Here is a 24,362-nt window from a genome sequence, read left to right as displayed (position 1 = left end):
CACAATGAAAGGTTACCCATGTCAAAGAAATCTCTTGCCGCATTCGGCGCACTAACTATCTCCCTTGCGCTCGCTGCCTGTTCAGGGGGCGGATCGAACGAAGGCACGGCCTCGCCAGAGGCTGGCAACACGCTTCTCGAGCAGGCGCGCGAAACCGGGAAAATCCGAGTCGGCACGGAAGGCGATTATCTTCCCTATGCCTACCATGACGATAACAATCAGCTGACCGGTATCGAGGTAGAGATCATGGAGCTGCTCGCCGATGATCTTGGCCTTGAGGTGGACTGGACGCCCGCTCCGTGGGATTCGTTGATCGCCGGCGTGGATGCCGATAAGTACGACGTCGTCATCGACTCGCTCGCGGTCACGGACGAACGCAAAGAAAAGTTTGACTTTTCCGATCCCTACACTCGTGCAATCGGTAAGGCGGCTGTGAAAGCCGATTCCCCGTTGCAGAGTTTGAGTGATCTTGATTCGTCGGTGAAGTCCGCGCAAACACCCACGTCGAATTGGGGCAAGATCGCAGCCGATGATTTCGGAATGGAACTCGTGGTCTCGGAGGGGTTGGTGCCGTCGTTGCAGCTGGTCGCTTCCGGGCGTGCTGACACGACGATTAACGACATCGTGGCTTTCCGGCTCTATCAAGAGCAAAACCCGGACGTCTCGCTCCGCCTGCTCGAGGGCGAAATCGAATCGCCTGGCTGCTGCTCCATCCTGGTCCGCAAGGGCGAACAGGAGTTTATCGACGAACTGAACGCAGCTATCGAAAAGCGAATCGCCGACGGGTCGATCGGCGAGATCACGAAGAAGTATGTGGGCGAGGATCTGTCTGCTCGCCAGAACGCGAAGTAAACCATGCAACGAGCTATCGAGATTTGGAGTGAATCATTCCCCACGCTACTTTCCGCCACGGTCAAGGTGACGATCCCTCTGGCAGTGGTGTCGTTTCTGCTGGCGTTTGCCATCGGGATCGTGGTGGCGATCGTGCGTTTCGAAAGGGTGCCGGTACTCAGCCAGCTGGGCGCCGTGTACGTGTGGATTTTCCGCGGCACTCCCCTTCTGGTGCAGCTCTTTATCGTGTTCTTCGGATTGGGGTCGGCCGGCATCCAGATCGATGCCTGGCCGGCCGCAATCTGCACACTCGCCGCAAACACAGGCGCGTATAATGCGGAGGCTTTGCGCGGCGGACTGACCTCCGTCCCTAAGGGGCAGTGGGAAGCCGGCAGGTCGCTTAACCTGACGCATGTGCAGATTTTGCGCTACGTCGTCGTCCCTCAGGGTTTCCGGGTGGCGATCCCTACGCTCACGTCCAATTTCATTGACTTGGTGAAAGGGACGTCGCTGGTTTCGTCGATCACGCTCGTCGACGTGTTCTTACAAGCCCAGTTCATTGCCTCGCGCAATTTCGAGCCGCTGCTCATGTACATCCAGGTGGCCGTCATCTACCTGGTGATCAGCACCCTGCTCACGTGGCTGCAGATGGCTCTCGAAAAGCGCACGTCCCGATTCATAGAAAGTGACGCCTAATGCTCCGACTACGCAATCTTTCGAAGACGTTCACGTCTAAGACGAACGACGACGTCGTCGCACTCGACTCGATCTCGCTCGACTTTCGTTCTGACGAGACGACGGTGGTGCTCGGCCCGTCCGGTTCTGGCAAGTCAACGCTGCTACGGTGTGTGAACCTGCTCGAGTTCCCTGACTCCGGCACACTCGAGTTCGCGGACGTCACCGTGGATTTCGGCGGGCGCGTCCCCGAGCAGACCAAACGCCGGGTGCGTGCGCATTCGGCGATGGTGTTCCAAGATTTCCAGCTCTTTCCACACTTGAAAGCACGCGAGAACGTGACGCTCGGCGTCGTGAAATCGAAGGGGCGCAGCAAGGACGAGGCCGACCAGCTTGCCGACGACCTGCTGGCCAAAGTAGGGCTCGCCGGGCGGGAGAGCGCCTACCCGTACCAGCTTTCGGGCGGGCAACGCCAGCGGGTGGCTATCGCCCGCGCGCTTGCCATGGAGCCGGACTTCCTGCTGTGCGACGAGCCGACCTCCGCGCTCGATCCGGAGCTGGCGGTGGAGGTACGCCGCGTGCTCGCTGACATCGCGTCTGCTGACACCGGGCTCATCGTCGTCACTCACGACATGGCCTTCGCCCGCCACAGCGCCGACCGCATCATCTTCCTCCAAGACGGGCGGGTGGATTACGACGGCGATCCCGCAGCATTCTTCGATGCGCCTACCGAGCGAATCGCTAAGTTCTTGGCTATTTTCGCTGCTTCGTGAAGATTATATAGCGCAATCCAAGTCGTGATGATATCCCAAAGCCCCTTTTGCCCAGTTACCTGCGTGCTACCTACTTAAGGGCGTTGGGGATTCTCTTAAAGTGCTCGGCAAGCGTAGCCGAGCACGCCCGAACTGTGATGCACCTCACAACGCGGTTAGTTGGGAAACCTAACACTTGGGTAGCTGGATGTGCTCTACTAGAAGCTGTCTCAATTATTTGGACTAGCTCTAGATTAGAGAGACTGAAAATGGAATCAAAACTACTCGTTGAAGGAGTAAACATGAAAAAGGCCGAAAAGATCGCAGCCAAGCTTGAAGCAAAGAAACTCGGGCAGTTCTCTGATCTCATGCACGCGTGGAATCATGGTGGAGGATTGAAGCCGGATCCGCGATGATTTGGTGACGCAGTGAATTATATTCAAAGCCATATTGAGGAGATGCGGGAGAAACTCGAATTTCTCCCGCATTCTCCCGCATTTTACGAGCGAAGCCTGCTCATCGCCGATGCTCATGGAGCACACCCATCACCAGGCAGGAAGTGGCGCAGTCTTTCCGCCCCGGTGATCAGTACGGACCTCGGTGTTAGAAAGTTCGACGAACTCAGCATCTTTTACGTTGAACACTGCCGCATTTCTGGCATAGATCCGGTGAGTGACGACAAGATTGCGGAGTGGATTTGTTTTTCCGGCAAGAGTTTTGGCATCTGCGCCGACGCTGCTCTCACCTTCTTTGGATCGTATGAAGCGGTGTCATTGGCTTCCGAAATGTGTTGGGAAGAACTGTTAAAAAGTGGCGATTACGACGACTTTATAGTTGCAGGCACCGTACTCGCGGCTATAGGGAGCGAAAAATCAAGAGAGTGTTTTGAGCTGGCTCAAGACCGCACTCGTGACCCAAGCGAGCGTTACTTAGCAGCACACCGTTTAGCTGCCGCTGAAATCAAGCGTTTTTCGCGAGTCGAACATGGATCCGTAATATTAAACTCAAGTTTTGAGAGCACCCATTTAACTCAGTCTGGCTCGCCCCTTGAAACCGCTCTGAAGTTAAATCTTGAAGCGCTCACAGTCCAAAAATCCGGTGCTCTAAAAAGTGCATTCCAGCTTCTTGAGCGAGCGTCCACCATCATCGAGGACGCGTTGGCCCGGCGTATCTTAAATGATGTTGAGTCATCTATGGCTGTTCGTTACTCCAGCCAAATCGCGATCAATGTAGCGCAACTCCACGTCACAGATGGGGACTACACCCAAGCCGTGGCGGTGCTGGAGAGTAACTGTGCTCGTATTGCAAAACGATCTCCAGAATATCTTCCGGAGGCCTACTCTGAGCTTTCTTGCGGTCTATACTATGCAGGACGTCACAGAGAGGCAATCAACATTGCAAACCAAGCATTTGGAAGACTCTTTCATATAGGCGCGTTAAAATCTATGGTTGCTCTCCGGGAGATCGTCGCCGCGTCGTATTATAAGTTAGACCAGCACGATGAAGCCGATGTGGTTGCACGTCTCATTGATACCGACCCCCTTGGTTTCCAATCATTCGGAGGCACACGCTGAATCAGAGCAGATTTACTCACAGAACTAACCGGCCAGTTCTCGAATTTAACAACGTTTCTCGAACGTTCAAGAACGGGAAGTTCCTCGCAGTTGACGGGGTGTCGGCGAGCGTGGACGCTGGCGACATCCACGCGATCATCGGCCCGAACGGGGCAGGCAAAACAACCCTGGTGAAGATGGCGGCGACGATCCTTAATCCGAGCTCGGGCAACGTCGTCGTTAATGGTTTCGATACTGTGAAGTCGCCGTCTGCCGCTCGAGGGAGTTTGGGGCTAGTCATTGGTGGTGAGCTCGGCTTTTATCCGCGTGCAACCGCGCGGCAAAATCTACGTTTCTTTGCAGATCTTGCTGGGGTTGCCCGCTCGCGGCTCACGTCAGAGATTGACCGGGTACTCGAGCTTGTGGCGCTTGCTGATCGGGCAGACGACAAGGTCAACACGTTCTCGCGTGGAATGGTGCAACGGCTCCACATTGCTCGGGCACTGCTCGGCGAACCGAATTTACTGATCATGGACGAGCCGACCAGCGGCCTCGATCCGGATATTGCCATGACGGTTCGCGCGATCATCAAGGATCTTGCCAACGCCGGGCATGCCGTGCTGCTGACCAGTCACACGATGTCGGAGATCGAGGACCTGTCATCACAGATTTCGGTGTTGGGTGCGGGGCGAATCTTTATGTCCGGAAACGTGGGCGAGATCAAGGAGCGAGCTGGCATATCAGTAACGTCGGTGGGCACGCTCCGGGTGTCAGACGCCCACGTCATCGATACGCTGGCTGACCTGCCAGAAATTAAAGACGTGAAGAAATCTCCAAAGGGCGCAAACTGGGCTGTCACATTGTTGTGGAAGGCGCCGATCACGCCGGCCCAGGCGCACGAGGCCGCGACGAGAGTCTTCGCTAACTCCCACGTAGCTGTGCCTGTTGACTTCGTGTCTCGGCTCCCAACCTTGGAAGAAGCCTACGTGTCGATGGCCAACGAACTGCGGCGGTCATAATGCTCCGCCAATTACGTCTCACCGGATTCCACGTCGCCGAATTTGCGAAGGTTCCTTACTTCGTGTTTCTCATGGTGACGTCAACCCTGTCAATGCTGGCCGTTCAAGCGATTGCTCTGTACGCGTGGGACGCCGACCCGTGGGTCGCATGGGTGCGCAGCGCAATCGTGGGCATGTGGACGACCACCACGGCGGCCGCCGGTATTCTCGGCTTCGAGCGCTTCAAAGGGACACTTGTTCATTTAGTGACTGCACGCATCAATGTGTTTCAACCGCTCACGGCAGTGGTATCAGCGGCGTCGCTTTTCGGCTTGCTGGCCTTCGGTGTTTCGTGGGCGGCATGGGACCTGGTCACGATTGGTTCCGACGTCGGGCACGGAGTCGCACCCGTATCCGCGGGCACGTTCCTATTATTCGTCTTCCTGTTGTGGTTGGCGTGCCTTGCCATTTCTTTTACGATAGCCGCCTTATTTGTGCTCACACCGAATGCGATCACATATGAAGAGTTGCTCGTCGTCCCCGTTTTCATTCTTTCCGGAATGCTGTTTACGTCCACCGAAGCTCCTGCGTTCATCGAGTCGTTGGGTTGGCTTATTCCTATTACCGAGCCCATTAGCGTTCTGTTAGGGAAAACTGATCCCAACGGCGTCGCGCTTGCAGCTGGTCAAACACTCCTGACGACAGCCTGCTGGCTCGTGCTGGCGTACTTTTTGGGGCGGGTTGCACTTCGACGTGCACGGGTAGCCGGAACTTTGGATGTGATCTAATGGGGTTCTTCGGGCGCATACAATCAACGTTTACCGTCTCACGTGCGTCGTCCATCGCGTTCGCTACTTTTGGGACGACGCTCGTGACCATCGTGATCTCTCCCCTGTTATCGATTACTTTCAACGTTCTCCTCGGCAGTGACCTCGGTGCTCCCGACCTGGCACGAACCGCGCATGCGGCAACCCTCGTAGGCATGGGACTCGGTGTGACCTCCGGAGTGGTATCTAAAGTGGCGACTGATCGTAACCTTGGCGTTTTTCAAGAGGTACACCAGTATCGACGGCTCGACGTCGCCTATTGGATAGGTTCAGCGTTGATGCCAATGGTGCTCGTGCTTCCCACGGGGCTGGCCTGCCTTGGCGCTATCGCCCTCGCCACCGGCGCTGCTGGGTTCGAATCTTTCGCTGTGCTCTCCGTGTTGACCTTGGGTGTTTTGACGGTCGGTGCTTTGTTGGGCGTATCCATGGCCGGCCTTGGAGTTGCAATGTCAGATCCTTATCAGGGCTCCAATATTGCTAGTGCGATTGTTCCGATTCTCGCCGGCGTAATTGTTCCTGCCGGGCTTTTCCCACAGTGGCTCAGTGCGGTGAGCTATGCGATTCCCTGTTCCGGAATCGTGCGAGCTTTAACGGATGTACTAGCGGGTGCGGGGTTCGACTGGTTTGCAATCCTCACCGATCTTAGCGTTAGTTTTGTGTGGGCGTGCGGCGGGCTGTCAATGGTTGGCGTTGCTATCCGCAAAATGCGCTCAGGTCTAAAATTCAATTCCCTGTGAGAATCGAGATGTCAGATATTTTAACCAGTCTTGGTTGGACTAGCGCTCACGCGTCGCAGTTTTCTGCGTTATGCCAGTTCTCAAGAATAAATGCCAGCCCCGGCAGAGTGGTGGCTGTTGATCGCGATAGCGTACAAATCGCCACAGAAGCTGGGAGAAGACGATTTCATCTCACTACAGATTCTCCGGGCGGGCATACTTGGCCGCCCGTCATCGGAGATTGGGTCGCAGTCGAGCAATCTAAAATCGCCTTCGTGCTACCCCGTAATACTTTTCTAGAGCGGCCTTCTTCCAAACGAGGACACGAAGGCCAACCGGTTGCCGCAAATATAGATGTGCTTCTCATCGTAGAACCGTTGCCACAGTTCTCCCTTTCAAGGGTAGAGAGGATGGCAGCCATTGCACGTTTTAGCGGGGTGGAAGCCTGGCTTATTGCTACCAAAGCCGATCTTGTCGGCGATGGTATCGTGGACCAAGTTAGGGGCGATGCTTGCAATGTCGTCGACAAGTTTTTCGTCACGTCAACAGGAGATCTACAGACTTTTGACTCCCTAAAACGGGAGCTGGCCTTCGGACGAAACGCAGTAGTATTCGGTCGATCCGGTGCTGGCAAATCGACCCTAATAAATATCATGACAGGCACTGATCTTCCCACCCAAGCAGTACGACAAGAAGATGGTAAAGGACGGCATACAACTACACGCCGAACGCTCACGGCCGCCAACGGTTTCATTCTTATCGATTCACCCGGAGTACGTGAGCTGGCCGCGGTAGAAGACCCAGCAGCAATCGAGGAAGTGTTTTCAGACATAGTAGAAGCAGCCGAGGACTGCTACTTTTCTGATTGCACACATTCCTCAGAGCCAGATTGCGCTGTCCTGGAGATGATCGCAAATGGCGTTATAGACCCGGAACGTCTAGAACGCTACCAACGGATGTTACGTGAAGCTCGACGCAATGATCCCGCATACGCGCAGCAACAACGACGTGATGAACGCCGTGCTTCAAAAAATGCATCGCGTGGTAGACGATGGGCTATGGCGCAGAAAAATCGGTTTAACTAGAGCTGTATCGCACATTAGCCATAGGTTTTCCCTGTTTTGAACGAACAGTCTCGGCGTTTCGCATTGGAGCCCTCTACATCCTGCGTTTTTGCTATATAAGCAGAAACAACAAGAAGCCGTGCCACTAGGCCACACCAGCCAGGCCTGCCCGGCTAAGCACGCATGGGTTGCCGATACTCAAGACACGAAAGTGGAGGGTGTGAGAAACCCTGGTATCCAAACCCAGGTTCTCTCACACCCTCCACAAAAAATAGTTGGTGGCGATGTCCTACTCTCCCACACCCTCTCAAGTGCAGTACCATCGGCGCTGGCAGGCTTAGCTTCCGGGTTCGGAAAGGGACCGGGCGTGACCCCACCGCTAAAACCACCACCAAAACCAAAAGGCAACCCACAGTGTGGGAGCCAAGAATCGTATAGTAGACGCGAACAACAATCAGCATATTGTTTGTAAGTTTTTGGTCTATTAGTACCAGTCAGCTGAGCCTATTACTAGGCTTACACGCCTGGCCTATCAACCCCATGATCTATAGGGGACCTCACAACACTAAAAGTGTCACGGAAACGTTATCTTGAAGCAGGCTTCCCACTTAGATGCTTTCAGCGGTTATCCTTCCCGAACGTAGCCAACCAGCCATGCACCTGGCGATACAACTGGCACACCAGAGGTTCGTCCATCCCGGTCCTCTCGTACTAGGGACGGCCCTCCTCACGTTTCCAACGCGCGCAGCGGATAGGGACCGAACTGTCTCACGACGTTCTGAACCCAGCTCGCGTACCGCTTTAATGGGCGAACAGCCCAACCCTTGGGACCTACTCCAGCCCCAGGATGCGACGAGCCGACATCGAGGTGCCAAACCATGCCGTCGATATGAACTCTTGGGCAGGATCAGCCTGTTATCCCCGGGGTACCTTTTATCCGTTGAGCGACGGCGCTTCCACAAGCCACCGCCGGATCACTAGTTCCAACTTTCGTTCCTGCTCGACCCGTCAGTCTCACAGTCAAGCCCCCTTGTGCACTTACACTCAACACCTGATTACCAACCAGGCTGAGGGAACCTTTGAGCGCCTCCGTTACCATTTAGGAGGCAACCGCCCCAGTTAAACTACCCACCAGGCACTGTCCCTGAACCAGATCATGGTCCAAGGTTAGACATCCAGCACGACCAGAGTGGTATTTCACCAATGACTCCACCCCAACTAGCGTTCGGGCTTCACAGTCTCCCACCTATCCTACACAAACCGTACCAAACACCAATACCAAGCTATAGTAAAGGTCCCGGGGTCTTTCCGTCCTGCTGCGCGAAACGAGCATCTTTACTCGTACTGCAATTTCACCGAGTTCGCGGTTGAGACAGCGGAGAAGTCGTTACGCCATTCGTGCAGGTCGGAACTTACCCGACAAGGAATTTCGCTACCTTAGGATGGTTATAGTTACCACCGCCGTTTACTGGGGCTTAAATTCTCAGCTTCACCCCCAAAAGGGGTTAACCGATCCTCTTAACCTTCCAGCACCGGGCAGGCGTCAGTCCGTATACATCCACTTACGTGTTCGCACAGACCTATGTTTTTGATAAACAGTCGCTTCTCCCTGGTTTCTGCGGCCATCACCCCTAGCCCGCAAAAGGGCTTCAAGGATCAGGCCCCCCTTCTCCCGAAGTTACGGGGGCATTTTGCCGAGTTCCTTAACCACGATTCACTCGAACTCCTTAGTATACTCTACCCAACTACCTGTGTCGGTTTCGGGTACGGGCGGCTCGAACCTCACGTCGAGGCTTTTCTAGGCACCACAGGATCACCCTACTTCCACCAAAAAACGGTGTCATCATCCAGCCTCACCCTTACATGTTTCCCGGATTTACCTAGAAAACGGGCTGCGCTGTTAAACGCGGCAAGCCATAAGCCACGCGGAAGCTACCACTGTGCGTCACCCCTGTTAACACGCTTGCCTACCACAAGATCAGGCCCCACACCCAACCACACCACCCACCCAAAGGTGAACGACATGGCCGAGGATGGTTAGTATCCCCTGCTTCAGCACGGACGGTTCTACGCCGGTACCAGAATAACAACTGGTTACCCATCGACTACGCCTGTCGGCCTCGCCTTAGGACCCGACTAACCCAGGGCGGAACAACCTGGCCCTGGAACCCTTAGTCATACGGAGGACAGGATTCCCACCTGTCAATCGCTACTCATGCCTGCATTCTCACTCGCACACAATCCACAAACACTCACATGCCTGCTTCACCTCATGCACGACGCTCCCCTACCCAACAAAAATGTTGCCACGGTTTCGGCGGTGTACTTAGCCCCGCTACATTATCGGCGCGAAATCACTTGACCAGTGAGCTATTACGCACTCTTTCAAGGATGGCTGCTTCTAAGCCAACCTCCTGGTTGTCACAGCAACTCCACATCCTTTCCCACTCAGCACACCCTTAGGGACCTTAACCGATGATCTGGGCTGTTTCCCTCTCGACTACGAAGCTTATCCCCCGCAGTCTCACTGCCACGCAAAACTTAAACCGGCATTCGGAGTTTGGCTGATCTCAGTACCCGAACAAGGGCCATCAACCATCCAGTCGCTCTACCACCAGCAAGCACACGCAACGCTGCACCTAAATGCATTTCGGGGAGAACCAGCTATCACGAAGTTTGATTGGCCTTTCACCCCTACCCACAGGTCATCCCCTCCATTTTCAACTGAAGTGGGTTCGGACCTCCACACGCTCTTACACGCGCTTCACCCTGCCCATGGGTAGATCACCTCGCTTCGGGTCTACAACATGCAACTACAACGCCCTATTCAGACTCGCTTTCGCTACGACTACCCCACACGGGTTAACCTCGCCACACATCATAACTCGCAGGCTCATTCTTCAAAAGGCACGCCACCACCCCCACAACGGAGGCTATGACGGATTGTAAGCGCCCGGTTTCAGGTACTATTTCACTCCCCTCCCGGGGTACTTTTCACCATTCCCTCACGGTACTCATACACTATCGGTCACGCAGAGTATTTAGGCTTACCCAGTGGTCTGGGCAGATTCACACGAGATTCCACGAGCCCCATGCTACTCGGGACAACCACCAAGAGACGAACAGATTTCACCTACAGGACTCTCACCTTCTACAGTCTGGCTTCCCAACCAGTTCAGCTATCCACCCGTTTTATCACTCTTCGACCACATGCCGGTATGATCAAGCAGCTCCCACAACCCCGAATGCGCAACGCCCGACAGCTATCACACACACCCGGTTTAACCTCATCCGCTTTCGCTCGCCACTACTCACAGAATATCTCTTCCTAAGGGTACTAAGATGTTTCACTTCCCCTCGTCACCCCCACCACCCTATACATTCAGATGATGGTAACCAGAAACAACTCCGGCCAGGTTCCCCCATTCGGAAACCCTCGGATCACAGCTCGTATGCCAACTCCCCGAGGAATATCGCAGGCTACAACGTCCTTCATCGGCCCCACGTGCCAAGGCATCCACCGAACGCCCATAAAACACTTACAAAAACCAAAAGATGCTCGCATCCACTATACAATTCTCAACCACCACACCAACACCACACCCACACCACCACAAACAGGCAGTACGAACACGGGCAGAAACAGGTGTTACCCCACACCCCAACAGCATGCCAGCCCAATATGCAGTCCCACTAAAAACCACCACAAACACAAACCCCCAACACAACGTCGAGGGCCACAACGGTGGCTCCCTAGAAAGGAGGTGATCCAGCCGCACCTTCCGGTACGGCTACCTTGTTACGACTTCGTCCCAATCGCCAGTCCCACCTTCGACCGCTCCCCCACAAACGTGTTAGGCCACGGGCTTCGGGTGTCACCAACTTTCGTGACGTGACGGGCGGTGTGTACAAGGCCCGAGAACGTATTCACCGCAGCGTAGCTGATCTGCGATTACTAGCGACTCCGACTTCATGAGGTCGAGTTGCAGACCCCAATCCGAACTGAGACAAGCTTTAAGTGATTAGCCCACCCTCACGGGATCGCAACACACTGTACCTGCCATTGTAGCATGCGTGAAGCCCAAGACATAAGGGGCATGATGATTTGACGTCATCCCCACCTTCCTCCGAGTTAACCCCGGCAGTCTCTCGTGAGTCCCCAACCAAAAATTGCTGGCAACACAAGACAAGGGTTGCGCTCGTTGCGGGACTTAACCCAACATCTCACGACACGAGCTGACGACAACCATGCACCACCTGTACACCAGTCCAAAGACTCCCCCATCTCTGAGAGATCCCAGTGCATGTCAAGCCTTGGTAAGGTTCTTCGCGTTGCATCGAATTAATCCGCATGCTCCGCCGCTTGTGCGGGCCCCCGTCAATTCCTTTGAGTTTTAGCCTTGCGGCCGTACTCCCCAGGCGGGGCACTTAATGCGTTAGCTACGGCGCAGAACCCATGGAAAAGGCCCCACACCTAGTGCCCAACGTTTACAGCATGGACTACCAGGGTATCTAATCCTGTTCGCTACCCACGCTTTCGCTCCTCAGCGTCAGTGGTGGCCCAGTAACCTGCCTTCGCCATCGGTGTTCCTCCTGATATCTGCGCATTCCACCGCTACACCAGGAATTCCAATTACCCCTACCACACTCTAGTCTGCCCGTACCCACTGCAATCCCAAAGTTAAGCCCCAGAATTTCACAGCAGGCGCAACAAACCGCCTACAAGCCCTTTACGCCCAATAATTCCGGACAACGCTCGCACCCTACGTATTACCGCGGCTGCTGGCACGTAGTTAGCCGGTGCTTCTTCTGCACATACCGTCACAAAAAGCTTCTTCTGTACTGAAAGGAGTTTACAACCCGAAAGCCTTCATCCCCCACGCGGCGTCGCTGCATCAGACTTCCGTCCATTGTGCAATATTCCCCACTGCTGCCTCCCGTAGGAGTCTGGGCCGTATCTCAGTCCCAATGTGGCCGGTCACCCTCTCAGGCCGGCTACCCGTCGACGCCTTGGTAGGCCATCACCCCACCAACAAGCTGATAGGCCGTGAGCCCATCCCCCACCAGAAAAACCCTTTCCAACCCCCACCATGCGGCAAGAGCAGAATATCCAGTATTAGACCCAGTTTCCCAAGCTTATCCCAAAGAAGAGGGCAGGTTACTCACGTATTACTCACCCGTTCGCCACTAATCCACCCAGCGCAAGCGCCAAGCATCATCGTTCGACTTGCATGTGTTAAGCACGCCGCCAGCGTTCGTCCTGAGCCAGGATCAAACTCTCCACAAAAACCAAACACCCCCACCAGCAAAAACCAGCAGAAGCATCCAATCCATAGAGAACCTGAAAACAGACTCCAAAAAATACCAAAACAAACTGGCAAAAAACATCCAGCAACCAACCAAACACCCACCCCAAAACAGAGCAGACACCCAGCCAGCCACCAGACAAAAACGATCCAACCAACCAAACACCCACCAGAACAAACCAGCAGACACCCAGCCAGCCAAACCAAAAACAACATAAAAAGCTGACACACTATTGAGATATCAAACAACACACTCTTCGGCGATGACCTGCGGTTTTACCTGCCTGCCCCCGCCGGAGCAACCTCTCTAACTTAGCTCGCCTCCCGCTTGACGTCAAGTCTTGCGATCGGTTTCACATTGTTAGTGAAGCCGTGCTTCGAGTTTCGTTCTTCGCTTTCGCGTTTCCCGATCTCTCGGCAACGGATTAGAACTTTACGAGGTTCGCGCGCCGAGCGTCAAATTGCTTCGCGGTGACACTCCACACACCCCAAGAAAACGGCGGTAATATGCGGAAACGCGCCGCGCGTTGCCGCGCGGCGCGTCCCGATAAGCGCTATTGAACGCTACTTCTTCTTCGATGCTGCGAAGGCGTCCCTGATGGCCTTAGCAACGGCCTGCGATAGACCGGGGTGGAATACGCCCGGGATGATGTAGGCAGGGTTCAGCTCTTCAGGGGCAACAGCATTCGCGATTGCGTTCGCTGCCACGACGAGCATCCCGTCCGTCACCTGCTCGGCCTGAATGTCGAGCATTCCGCGGAACAGGCCGGGGAACACGAGCACGTTGTTGATCTGATTCGGGTAGTCGGATCGGCCTGTGGCCACAACCTTGGCGTGCTTGGACGCGGCGGCCGGATCGACTTCCGGGGTCGGGTTTGCGAGCGCGAACACGATCGCGTCGTCGGCCATCGTGGCGATGTCCTCGCCGGTCAGGATGTTGCCGGCCGAGACGCCGATGAACACGTCCGCACCCTTGAGGGCGTCCTTGAGCGAGCCGTCAACCCCGCGCGGGTTCGTGTTTTGCGCCAGCCAGTTCCGGTCTGGATCGGCTTCTTCGCGGAACGATCCGAGCGTGCCAGCCCGGCCGGCCCCGATCACGTCCTTTGCGCCCTGGCTGAGCAGCAGACGAATGATCGCGTTGCCCGCAGCGCCCACGCCGGAGACTACGATCTTCACGTCCTCGATCTTCTTGTCCACAACCTTGAGTGCGTTAATCAAGGCCGCAAGTACGACGACGGCGGTGCCATGCTGGTCGTCGTGGAACACCGGGATGTCCAAGTCTTCCTTGAGGCGGCGTTCGATTTCGAAGCAGCGCGGTGCCGCGATGTCTTCCAGGTTGATACCGCCGAAGCCGGGAGCGATCGCTTTGACGATGGAGATGATTTCCTCGGTGTCTTTCGTGTCAAGGCAGATTGGGAAGGCGTCCACGTTCGCAAAATTCTTGAACAGTGCGGCTTTACCTTCCATGACGGGCATGGCCGCCGTCGGACCAATATCGCCCAGGCCGAGCACTGCCGTACCGTCGGTCACAACGGCTACCGTGTTGCGCTTGATCGTGAGTCGGCGCGCTTCTGCCGGGTCTTCCACAATCCGTTCACAAATTGCTGCCACGCCCGGCGTGTAGATCTTGGACAGATCCTGGCGTGTCTTCAGCGGACGCTTGAGCGAGACTTCAATTTTGCCGCCGAGGTGAACCTGAACCGTGGCGTCGTGAATGCCGTGCACGACGACGTCGTCGTGACTTTCCAGCTTCGCGCGCAAGGTCTTCGCGTGGTTGAGGTCGACAGTCAAACACGTGACGTCGAAGACGAGGCGGCCCTCTTCTGATTTGACCATGTCGAGCCCGGTGACCATTGCGCCGTTGTCGGAGACAACGCGGGTTGCTCGCGGAATTGCCTGGGCGTCGTAAGGCGTTTCGATCCGGAGCGTGACTGCGTAACTTGGGTATGCCATTGAAGTTGGATTCCTCCCTTTATTAATCCTTCCTATCCCATCATATCCGGGCTACTTGCTCTCGCACGTTTCAAAAATTGGGAAGCCCCGCCAGGTTGATCCCGGCGGGGCTTCCTATCAGCATCACGTGTGCCACAAAGGCGTGCTACTGGGCGGCTCGTTCCATGACGAGTTCGCGCACGCGTGCGGCGTCGGCTTGCCCGCGCGTTGCCTTCATGACTGCACCGACGATCGCGCCAGCGGCCTGTACTTTGCCGTTGCGGATCGATTCGAGCACGGACGGGTCGGCGGCGAGCGCGTCGTCGACGGCGGCCTGCAGCGCCGAATCGTCAGACACGACTTCCAGCCCGCGTGCTTCTACCACGGCGGCTGGGCTACCTTCGCCGGCGAGCACGCCGTCCAGCACCTGGCGGGCGAGCTTGTCGGTCAGCTTGCCGTCCTGGATGAGCTTGTCGAGTTCGGCGATGTGTGCGGGGGTCACCGGCACGTCAGCCAGCTCGAGGTTGGCGTCCTTCGCGTAGCGGGCCAGTTCGCCCATCCACCACTTGCGCGCACCGGCCGGGCTTGCCCCAGCGTCCACGGTTTCAGCGATGAGGTCGAGCGCATCTGCGTTGACGATGTCGCGCATCTCCATGTCAGACACGCCCCACTCCCCCTTGAGCCTGCGGCGCTTAGCGGCCGGCAGCTCGGGCAGGGAGGCACGGATTTCTTCCACCCATTCGCGCGGGGCGACGACGGGCACGAGGTCCGGTTCTGGGAAGTAGCGGTAGTCGTCCGCGTCAGACTTTGGCCGCCCCGACGACGTCGTTGAATCAGCTTCCTGCCAGTGGCGCGTTTCCTGCACAACCGTGCCACCGGCGTCGAGGACTGCGGCTTGGCGGCGCATCTCGTATTCGGTGGCCCGCTCGATGGCGCGGAAGGAGTTGACGTTCTTTGTTTCGGTGCGCGTGCCATACGGGGAATCGGGGCTCTTGCGCAGGGAAACGTTGACGTCGGCTCGCACATTACCCCGCTCCATGCGCGCCTCGGATACGCCGATGGCACGAACGATGTCGCGGATCGTACGTACGTAGGCGGCTGCCACCTCGGGAGCGCGCGCCCCGGCGCCCTCAATCGGCTTGGTGACGATCTCGACGAGCGGCACGCCCGCACGGTTGTAGTCAACCAGCGAGTAGTCGGCGCCCTGCAAGCGGCCCTCCCCGCCAATGTGCGTGTTCTTCCCGGCATCTTCTTCCAGGTGCGCTCGCTCGATGGGCACGCGGAAAATTTCGCCGTCGGACAGCTCCACGTCGAGGTAGCCGTCGTAGGCGATCGGCTCGTCGGACTGGGAGGTTTGGAAGTTCTTCGACAGGTCCGGATAGAAATAGTTCTTGCGCGCGAAGTGGCACGATTCGGCGATCTTGCAGTTGAGCGCGAGCCCGAGCCGGATGCCGTATTCGACGGCGGCCTTGTTCAACACCGGCAGCGCGCCCGGCAGGCCGAGCGAGACCGGCGTCGTGTATTCGTTGGGCTCGCCACCGAACTCGTTGGGGGCGGCGTCGAACATCTTCGTCTTCGTCGATAGTTCAACGTGCACTTCGAGGCCGAGAACAGGATCGTAGTTCTCGACGACGTCAGAATAGTCCATCAGTTCGTCCATTTATGCTTCCTCCCCAACTGTTATCGGGCACTCGCGCGCCGAGGTGTCCGTGCCTGCTTCGATCATGGCGGCTACCTTGTACATGCGGGCGTCCTCGTGTGCGGGCGCGAATACTTGTACACCCACCGGCAGGCCGTCAGACAGGCCGGCTGGCACGCTCATCGCCGGGATGCCGGCGAGGTTGGCCGGCGTCGTCGTCATGTCGTTCATGTACATCGCCATCAGGTCGTCGCTCTTCGATCCGAACTTGAACGCGGTGGTCGGAGCCGTGGGCGTGATGACGGCGTCTACCTGCGCGAACGCTTCGGCCAGATCGCGTTGGACGAGCGTGCGCACGCGCAGTGCCGAACCGTAGAACTGGTCGTAGTGACCAGAGCTGAGCGCATACGTGCCAAGAATGATCCGGCGCTTGACTTCCGGGCCGAACATCTTCCCGCGGGTTTCCTTCATCATCGTCTCAGCCGTGACTGGGCCGGTTTCCGGCTCCACCCGGTTGCCGTAGCGCACGCCATCAAAACGCGCCATGTTGGACGACACTTCGGCCGGCATGATGAGGTAGTAGGCCGCGATCGCGTATTCGAACGAGGGCAGCGAGATTTCTACGATCTTTGCTCCGCGTTCCTTCAGGGATGCGACGGTCGCTTCGAACACGGCGCTCACGCCCGGTTCGAATCCTTCACCGGCGAGTTCTTTGACGACGCCGAGGCGCAGCCCCGCGAGATCCTTCGCCTTCGCGCCGTCGTCGGCTGCTTCCAGCAAGCCGGTTGCCGGTTCGGGTAGCGAGGTGGAATCGAGCGGGTCGTGGCTGGAAATGATCTCTTGGAGCGCCGCGGCATCGGCGACCGTGCGGGCCACGGGGCCCACCTGGTCGAGTGAGGAGGCCATGGCCACCACGCCGTAGCGAGAGACGTTGCCGTACGTCGGCTTCGCACCCACCGTGCCGGTGAACGAGCCCGGCTGGCGGATCGAGCCGCCCGTGTCCGAGCCCAGCGCCCACGGCACCAGGTAGCCGGCGACGGCGGCCGCCGAGCCACCGCCCGAGCCGCCCGGGGTGAGGCCGTCGCCCCACGGGTTGACCGACGGGCCGAACGCCGAAGTTTCCGTGGACGAACCCATCGCGAACTCGTCCATGTTCGTGTGCCCCACGATCGGCAGGCGCGCGGCCTTAATGTTCTTCACCACCGTGGCGTCATAGGGTGCGATCCAGCCGTCGAGCATCTTCGACCCGCACGTCACCGGCGTGCCGTGCTCGCAAATGTTGTCTTTCAGCGCGATCGGCACGCCCGCAAACGGAGGCAGTTCCTTGCCGGCTGCCCGGTCGGCGTCGACCTGTTTTGCGACGGCGAGCGCTCCGGCGTCGTCGATAAAAAGGAAAGCGTTAAGCCGCTCGTTTTCGGCGTGAATCCGGTCGAGTGTGGCCTGGGTGAGGTCGACGGCCGTGATCTCGCCAGCGCGCAACTTGGCAGCGAGTTCGACGGCGGACAGCGTCAGCATGTTTTCTGCGGTCATGAATCCTCCCCTAGGATCTGCGGGACGGCGAACTTGCCGTCTTCGTGTGCGGGGGCCGACGCGAACACCTCGTCTAAGTCCACCGTGTCGTCAGCAACCACGTCCTCACGCCACACATTGTGTAGCGGAATGGGGTGCGATGTGGGTGGAATATCGGGGGTTGCAACTTCGGCAACCTTTTCCATCGCCTGCGAGATGGTCGTCAGCTCTGTTGCGAACTGTTCGATCTCCTCTTCTGTTAGGGCTATATGTGCCATGTCGCCGAGCTTGGCGACTTCGTCTTTGGATAATATCGACATGCTCAAAGTGTAACGCCTTCGGTAGTATGTGCACATGTCGCTAATACCTCGGCCAAATCGCGAGACGGCCCACCGTGCTCTGAAGTGGACGGTGGGCGGAATTTTGGCGGCTCAGGTTGCGGCTGTGGCTGCCGTGCTCGCCGTGGACGAACACCGTAAACGGCGCAACCCGCCAACCTCGGTTTTTCCAAAACTTGATCCGCGAACCGTGACCGTGGCTGATTCTGAGCTCACGTTGTACACGTACGGCGAGGATTTGTATGAGGCGATGCTCGAGGCGATCGAAGCGGCCCGCGAGGAGATCCTTTTTGAGATCTATATCATGAAAGCCGACCGGGTGGGTTACCAGTTCCGGGACGCCCTGATCGCAGCGGCCAAGCGTGGCGTGCAGGTGTACATCATTATCGACACGTTCGGCAACCTCAACCAGGATCCGCGTTTCCGCTACTTCCCGGACCATCCGAACTTGCACGTGATCCGTTTCCCTCTCATTCGTACGGGGATCTTCACTGGTCAGGGTAAGGATCGCGGGCTTGACCACCGCAAGATCCTAGTGGTTGACAAGGAAGTTGGCTTCGTGGGCGGCTACAACATTGGCGAACTGTATGCCAAGCAGTGGCGCGATACCCACCTGCGGATTAGCGGGCCTGCCACGTGGGAGTTGGAGAACGCGTTTGCGGACATGTGGGCGGTGTACCGTAAGAGCCATCATCCGACGATTCCGGATCGGGGGAAGAAGCAGTGGTCTGCCGAAGTGGTGGCCGTGCAGAACATTCCCGCGTTCAAGTCGTATCCCGTGCGGGCCATGTACCTATCCACCATTGACCGGGCGGATCGGAACGTGTGGATTTCGATGGGCTACTTCATCCCCGACTTCGCGATTTTGCATTCGCTGAAAGCGGCCGCCGCCCGTGGTGTGGACGTGCGGGTGCTCATCCCCGAGTATTCGAACCATATTGTGGCTGACTGGGTGGGCCGCCCCTACTACGACGAACTGCTTGAGGCTGGCGTGCGCATCTTCCTCTACAAGGAGGCGATGATCCACGCGAAGACGATGACGGTGGACGGCGTGTGGTCCACGGTGGGCACCACGAACATCGACCGCCTGTCCATGGCCGGGAACTTCGAGATCAACATGGAGATCTACAACGAAGCCTTCGCCGAGCTCATGGAGGAAGTGTTCGAACTTGATCTCAGCAACTCCGAAGAGCTCCTACGCGAAGAGTGGGCCAAGCGCGGGCGCCTGGCACGAATCACCGAGAGGATTCTAAAGCCGCTGGCGCCGCTGCTCTAAGAGATCTGCGGCTTCGCGCTGGTACGACGGCGTTTCTGCTTCAGCTTTCGATGAGGCGGCCGGCTGCCCTGTTGTAGTGGTAGTCGACGATGTCGCCTGATTCGATCATGCTGACAGCATCATCGATGGCGTCCAGCGGGACGACGAACCATTCGGACGGGTCGTAAGTGGCGCCGTCGTTGATCGCGTGGCGAATATCGAGGCGCACCTCCGCGAACACCCTGTGTAGCAGGTGTTCGATTGCTGAAGCTTTCACGTTGTAGACGCGGTAGGTTGCCACGATCTCAACGTCTGCCATAAGGAACGTAGGGTCGGAGGCTGCATCTTTCACGCGTTCTTCTACTGGTCCTCGCGAGAAGCCGATCTTGTGTAGATTCGGGATCGATGAGACCTCGGGATCTCGGCTTAGGGATCGGAGCACGTACACGTATCCGCCCAGTTCGTCGTCTTCCGAAATTCGTTCCAAGTCCATCGTGGGGTTGATGACGACGAAGCCTTCCTTTTCTTTCAACCGAATCGCGAGCGACTGCCGGTAGAGCGCGGATTCAGTGCCGTTTTCGAAGATCGCACGCAACCGCTGACGACGCCGAAGCTTACCTGCCGTAATCGAGGCTTCCGTTTCGCCTACCTCAGCGATGAAGACCATGACGCCTTGTAGGACGAAGAATCTACCCTCTTGGATTTGGTGAATGCCCGTGTAGGGCATGAGCTGGGAGGCACCGTCTTTAAGTTCGCGATGTTTCTGCTTGAACAGGTGCTCATATTCGGCGAAGTCTTCGGCGCGTATACGCTGGGCACGTTCGTCGATGTCGAATGTTCGCGAAGGCTCCGGGAGCGTGGAGGTGTCGAGGATACCGGTGTCATCGTCGAGTAGGCCGAAAGAGTCGTCTGCGAGAATGTCGTCTATCGAAGCGGGCGCTTCAGGTTCGCGAAGTAACCCAACGGTGTCGAGATGTGCGAGAGCCTCTTTCTTCTCTGGGTTTGCTCGAATGCCGAAAAGCCGTGCACCGAGTTTGCGTTCGGCGATATCACGCGTGGTTGAGCTAGGTTCGCGGCTTTCGCGCTCGTAGAACTCAACGATCTCGAGGAAAGAACGTTCCAGCCGGTCGTCGCTGGTGATTCTCTTTGGCTTCTCATCAACTTTTAGAAGTCCATCGGTGTCATCGGCGATGAGTTGATCGAGTTGGGCCGCGATGTTCTTTTCTACTTCGGAACTCATGCAAGCTCCCCTGCCTGTTGCTGCCTCTTGCGTTCTTGCACAGCTCGCTGCACAACGAGGAGTACTTCGCCGTAATACTTTTCGGTTGGATCATCGGAGCGCCGGTCCGGCTTTCGCCCGTTGATCTTGTGCCACGCTTGGACTTTCGGATATACAGCGAGCGCTTCTTCTAGGGAAATATCTACGCGGGTTGACGCGATGGAGTCCTGCACGATTCGCAGCACGCCGGTAGTGACGGATTTGGACATCACTTCGAAGGCGCGCTGGAAGGGGTTCACAGAATCGATGAGGTTGATGTTGAGCTCGTCGATATTGATGAATTTATCCGTCATCTTGATGAATCGCTGATCCCCGACCTCTCGCACTTCGCCGTTCTTAATCACCGAGTCGACGACGACCTGCTGGCGGACCTCTTCCACCTGAGCGTCATCGAGGTCCGGGTATGTTTCCCGGATGATCTTCGGGATCAGAACTTTGTTTGTTGTCTCCGGATCGACAGCACCCGCCACAGCACGCGCAAACGTGTTGTCCTGAAGGATTTTGGCTTTCAGATCGTTAAGATCTGTTTCCACGATCTGTTTCACGCGCTCCGAGCTTGGTTCTTTGAACCCAACGACGCGGAGCGTACCGGGCGCATCGTCTTCATCTTTGTCGGTCTTTGATTTGAACTTGAAGTTTGGTGCGAGCACCTGTTCCATGAGCAACGACGCCGTGATGGCTTTGAGCATGCTGTTCACGGCCACGGTGACGTCGTCACGCGTGGCGTCCGGTTCGGAGATAAGGTTCGTGAACTGCGCATGTTCCTTGCCCTCGCTGTCACGCGTTACTCGCCCGATAATCTGGATTACTTCGGTGAGCGAGGCGCGGTATCCGATGGTCAAAGCATGTTCTGCGAATGGCCAGTCGAAGCCTTCTTTGGCCATGCCAAGAGCGATGATGATATCCACTCCGTCACGTTCTTTGGCTGCCACGGATGTCAGATAGTGCAGGGTGTCGGCGCGTTTCTTTTGGTCGGTGTCGTCCACGAGGTCTGCCACTCGGAGGATGTCACCATTATCCGCTCGCTTGACGAGCATGATTCCGGTGTCTTCTTCGACTTCCACTACGTCGCCGATGACGTCCAGGATGAGCCCGACTTCCTCAATCTTGTCTTTCGTGGACTCACCGGAGTTGACGGACGGGATGTGAATGAGTGTTTTCTTATCGAGGTCGAGCACCTCATGGATGGCGTCAGTGTAACGACCTTGGTAGAAGTGGTGGCCAATGCCGAGACTCTTGAGGTGCTCGTAGCCGTTGAGTTGGTCGTAATAGTTGAACGTGACAGGCGTGAATTTCGCTTCGTCTTCGGGCAACAGCACGGGTACGGAATCGCCTCGGAAATACGAGCCGGTCATGGCGATGATGTGGGCGTCGGAGCCTTCCATGATGTCATGCAAAAGCGCGCCGAGTCTGCTCGATTCAACATCGGCGGAGACGTGGTGAAACTCGTCGATAGCCAGCACGGTTCCGTCGAAATCTTCTGGTGCGAGCCGTTCGAAGGCAAAGCGCAGCGTGGCATGCGTGCAGACGAGAGTCGTGTCAGTGCTATCAAGGAAACGCAGGAAGGCGTCCACTTTGCCGCTGTCGCTACCCGGCAGGCAGAGGTTATTGCGCGGTTCAATCTCCCAATCGGCGAAGAAACCGTGGCTGGTGAGATCCGTGGGCGCGAAGGATGCACCGATGGAACGCTCGGGCACAGCGACGATTACTTTCTTTCGGCCCTGGTTATAGAGCTTGTCGAGCCCAACGAACATGAGCGCGCGCGATTTACCCGACGCCGGTGGCGCCTTGATGAGGAGACGTTCGGCATCGCGTTTCTCCCACACGCGGGCCTGCATTTGCCGCATACCGAGTTCGTTGGTGTTGACGGACTCGCCGGTCTGAGCGTATGTGACGTCGACGACGTTCATCACTTTCGTCATTTCTTTGTCTTTCCTTCGGCTTGGCTCATCTCTTGGTACATCTCAAAGAGGAGGGCGAGGCGTTCCTCGTCGGTTTCGAATGGTTTCTTGCGGTAGATCCCATCCACGAGTGCGTCGACGCGCTCGTGTGCATCGCGCAGATTCTCGGGCATCAAATCGGGATCGTATAGTTCAGCTAGGGTTTTCTCGCTGTGGTATTCGCGCACGTCGAGTACCCGAAATGCAGCTTCGTCAAGCTTTTCCTTATCCTCATCGGTAAGTTCGGGTACTGGGAAATTGTTGTAAACGATGGTGTTCGAGTATCGAAGCCGAGTTTCAAGCTGGCCTCCCACGGCTCGCGTCCATGCCATATGCATCCGCGAGGTCAGGATGGCGAAGAGCCAAGGCTCAGCGTCATAGACGGCAAAAGCGGCATCGGAAATCACAGTTTCAGGACCCAGGTATCCCATCGGAATGTAGTCGCGTCGCTCAGATGACACCCGCGGAACAATAATCGCGTCCGTGGGTTTGTAAGCACGCTGTTTGAACTGATTTGGGTACTGCGCGAACTTGATGGTACTGGGCGCTTTGCTTTGAGCTCGAAACTCCGCCACTGCATCCAACCTCTTGGAAATTTCAGGAATTCTCTGCGCTCGCACTATTTCGTCGTCTTCAATCCACAAGCAGTAGCGGTCGACTCCATTTATAAATTCTGTTGCCCCCATATACTTTCGCACGTATTCGGCTGCTTCAGGGAATTCAGCCACAATATCGGAATACTCGCGCGGATTGAGCACCAGATGCCCTCCATCAGTCGGCTTTGAGCCGAATGCCATTGCAGGTAAGGCAGATGACAAAATCTTGCGGCTTGCACTAACGACGACTGTTGGGCCTGGAGTTAAGTAGGGGGAAATATTATCTACCGAGACGCGAAAATCATCGGTGTAAAGAAATTTCGGTTCAGAGCTGACGTTCCTAAGCGAAATCACTACTACCGTGACACCCGCGTTTTTCTTAGCATTGTTATCCCACTTAAACGATGTGTACGCATAGCCAATCTCAACACCTTGCTCGAAGAGATACGGAAACACCATTCCTACGTGCTCACCTTGGGCGACCGAGTTTGTGGTCACAAAGGCAACTTTCGCCCGCGACCCCTTTATGTATTGAGCACCTTTAAAAAGCCAAATTGTAACGTAATCAAGCTTTCTTGAGTGATGTTTCGCATCCAAAACTAGAGCAAATTCCTCCTTCTGCTCGGGACTTTGAAGATGATGCCCAAGGTAAGGAGGATTGCTAATAAGGTAAATCTCTGTTTCACCGTCGTTTGGGCACACCTCGTTCCAATCGATGCGTGCGGCATTGGCTGCCACCACGTTCCCCGATTCACGCAACGGGATCAGGGGAATCGAGATTCCGAACTTCTCGCGAAACTCCACGTTCATCTGGTGCTTAGCAATCCACAGAGACAGAATCGCTACTTCGACTGCGAAGTCGTCGATCTCGATGCCGTAAAAATTCTCGACGTTGATTCGTGATTCGGTGAAAATCGTGAGCTGGTTTTCCTGAAACTCATTCTCTAACCTCACGATCTGATCAAGGATCGCATGTTCGAGCCTGCGCAACTCCTTGTAGGCGATCACGAGAAAATTTCCGCTGCCAGCAGCCGGATCGGGAAAGCATACGGATTGGATACAAGGGCTAGCCTGAGGTTCTTGGCAAGTCGTGGCTTTGTGGTTACATCTAGAGCAAGCGTCAGTTCACTAGTGGCATTATCGTGCGCTTTT

16 protein-coding genes and 3 rRNA genes are annotated in these 24,362 nt (G+C 56.5%); 9 read left to right on the top strand and 10 right to left on the bottom strand.

What is annotated here, in order from left to right:
* Nucleotides 1-18: 18 nt before the first annotated feature.
* From EL234_RS08015 to rsgA, 8 genes are all read left to right on the top strand, one after another.
* Nucleotides 19-852, top strand: a complete 834-nt coding sequence (locus tag EL234_RS08015) for a transporter substrate-binding domain-containing protein (RefSeq protein WP_126416958.1) — start codon at nucleotides 19-21, stop codon at nucleotides 850-852.
* Between the two features lie 3 nt (nucleotides 853-855).
* Nucleotides 856-1,527, top strand: coding sequence for an amino acid ABC transporter permease (locus EL234_RS08010; protein ID WP_126416957.1), 672 nt, complete (start codon nucleotides 856-858; stop codon nucleotides 1,525-1,527).
* On the top strand, nucleotides 1,527-2,279 hold the full coding sequence (locus EL234_RS08005; RefSeq protein WP_126416956.1) for an amino acid ABC transporter ATP-binding protein: 753 nt from the start codon (nucleotides 1,527-1,529) through the stop codon (nucleotides 2,277-2,279). Before EL234_RS08010 ends, EL234_RS08005 begins: the two co-directional genes overlap by 1 nt.
* Nucleotides 2,280-2,686: 407 nt before the next feature.
* The gene (locus EL234_RS08000) at nucleotides 2,687-3,832 is read left to right on the top strand and encodes a tetratricopeptide repeat protein (protein WP_126416955.1); all 1,146 of its coding nucleotides are present in this window, start codon (nucleotides 2,687-2,689) and stop codon (nucleotides 3,830-3,832) included.
* Nucleotides 3,833-3,930: 98 nt separating this feature from the next.
* Nucleotides 3,931-4,830: an ABC transporter ATP-binding protein gene (locus tag EL234_RS07995; protein ID WP_407701387.1), complete on the top strand. Its 900-nt coding sequence runs from the start codon at nucleotides 3,931-3,933 to the stop codon at nucleotides 4,828-4,830.
* Nucleotides 4,830-5,597 (top strand): ABC transporter permease, encoded by a 768-nt coding sequence (locus EL234_RS07990; RefSeq protein ID WP_126416953.1) that lies wholly within the window; start codon nucleotides 4,830-4,832, stop codon nucleotides 5,595-5,597. Before EL234_RS07995 ends, EL234_RS07990 begins: the two co-directional genes overlap by 1 nt.
* 83 nt (nucleotides 5,598-5,680) lie before the next feature.
* Nucleotides 5,681-6,373, top strand: a complete 693-nt coding sequence (locus tag EL234_RS07985; protein WP_126416952.1) for an ABC transporter — start codon at nucleotides 5,681-5,683, stop codon at nucleotides 6,371-6,373.
* A gap of 8 nt (nucleotides 6,374-6,381) precedes the next feature.
* Complete coding sequence (rsgA, locus tag EL234_RS07980; protein WP_126416951.1) at nucleotides 6,382-7,437, top strand: ribosome small subunit-dependent GTPase A; 1,056 nt, start codon at nucleotides 6,382-6,384, stop codon at nucleotides 7,435-7,437.
* A gap of 255 nt (nucleotides 7,438-7,692) precedes the next feature.
* Here rsgA and rrf read toward each other — a convergent pair.
* From rrf to gatC, 7 genes are all read right to left on the bottom strand, one after another.
* A 5S ribosomal RNA gene (gene rrf / locus EL234_RS07975) occupies nucleotides 7,693-7,809 on the bottom strand.
* Nucleotides 7,810-7,880: 71 nt separating this feature from the next.
* Nucleotides 7,881-10,961: ribosomal RNA gene (locus EL234_RS07970) — 23S ribosomal RNA — on the bottom strand.
* Between the two features lie 212 nt (nucleotides 10,962-11,173).
* Nucleotides 11,174-12,703 (bottom strand): 16S ribosomal RNA (locus EL234_RS07965).
* The 16S, 23S and 5S rRNA genes sit together here, the layout of an rRNA operon.
* 583 nt (nucleotides 12,704-13,286) lie before the next feature.
* On the bottom strand, nucleotides 13,287-14,675 hold the full coding sequence (locus EL234_RS07960; RefSeq protein ID WP_126416950.1) for an NAD(P)-dependent malic enzyme: 1,389 nt from the start codon (nucleotides 14,673-14,675) through the stop codon (nucleotides 13,287-13,289).
* 145 nt (nucleotides 14,676-14,820) lie between these two features.
* Nucleotides 14,821-16,314 (bottom strand): Asp-tRNA(Asn)/Glu-tRNA(Gln) amidotransferase subunit GatB, encoded by a 1,494-nt coding sequence (gene gatB, locus EL234_RS07955; protein WP_126416949.1) that lies wholly within the window; start codon nucleotides 16,312-16,314, stop codon nucleotides 14,821-14,823.
* Nucleotides 16,315-17,823 (bottom strand): Asp-tRNA(Asn)/Glu-tRNA(Gln) amidotransferase subunit GatA, encoded by a 1,509-nt coding sequence (gene gatA, locus EL234_RS07950; RefSeq protein WP_126416948.1) that lies wholly within the window; start codon nucleotides 17,821-17,823, stop codon nucleotides 16,315-16,317.
* Nucleotides 17,820-18,122 (bottom strand): Asp-tRNA(Asn)/Glu-tRNA(Gln) amidotransferase subunit GatC, encoded by a 303-nt coding sequence (gene gatC, locus EL234_RS07945; RefSeq protein WP_126416947.1) that lies wholly within the window; start codon nucleotides 18,120-18,122, stop codon nucleotides 17,820-17,822. Before gatC ends, gatA begins: the two co-directional genes overlap by 4 nt.
* A gap of 34 nt (nucleotides 18,123-18,156) precedes the next feature.
* On the opposite strand from gatC, the gene EL234_RS07940 reads away from it, so the two are divergent.
* A complete protein-coding gene (locus EL234_RS07940) occupies nucleotides 18,157-19,416 on the top strand; it encodes a phospholipase D-like domain-containing protein (protein WP_126416946.1) in 1,260 nt (419 codons plus the stop codon).
* A 40-nt stretch (nucleotides 19,417-19,456) separates the two neighbouring features.
* On the opposite strand, the gene EL234_RS07935 is transcribed toward EL234_RS07940, so the two are convergent.
* From EL234_RS07935 to EL234_RS07925, 3 genes are read right to left on the bottom strand one after another with little or no spacing between them, the layout of a single operon-like run.
* Entirely contained in the window at nucleotides 19,457-20,635 is a 1,179-nt protein-coding gene (locus EL234_RS07935; protein ID WP_126416945.1) for a GIY-YIG nuclease family protein, read from the bottom strand.
* Nucleotides 20,632-22,596 carry a DEAD/DEAH box helicase gene (locus EL234_RS07930; RefSeq protein WP_126416944.1) on the bottom strand — a complete coding sequence of 655 codons (1,965 nt, stop codon included), beginning with the start codon at nucleotides 22,594-22,596 and terminating at the stop codon, nucleotides 20,632-20,634. The genes EL234_RS07935 and EL234_RS07930 overlap by 4 nt, the downstream gene beginning before the upstream one ends.
* Nucleotides 22,593-24,269 (bottom strand): class I SAM-dependent DNA methyltransferase, encoded by a 1,677-nt coding sequence (locus EL234_RS07925; protein WP_322787221.1) that lies wholly within the window; start codon nucleotides 24,267-24,269, stop codon nucleotides 22,593-22,595. The genes EL234_RS07930 and EL234_RS07925 overlap by 4 nt, the downstream gene beginning before the upstream one ends.
* Nucleotides 24,270-24,362 lie beyond the last annotated feature (93 nt).

This window comes from Trueperella bialowiezensis (assembly GCF_900637955.1).
GTDB lineage: Bacteria > Actinomycetota > Actinomycetes > Actinomycetales > Actinomycetaceae > Trueperella > Trueperella bialowiezensis.
Note: the sequence above shows the minus strand (reverse complement) of the source record. Positions and strands in the feature narration are given on the sequence as shown.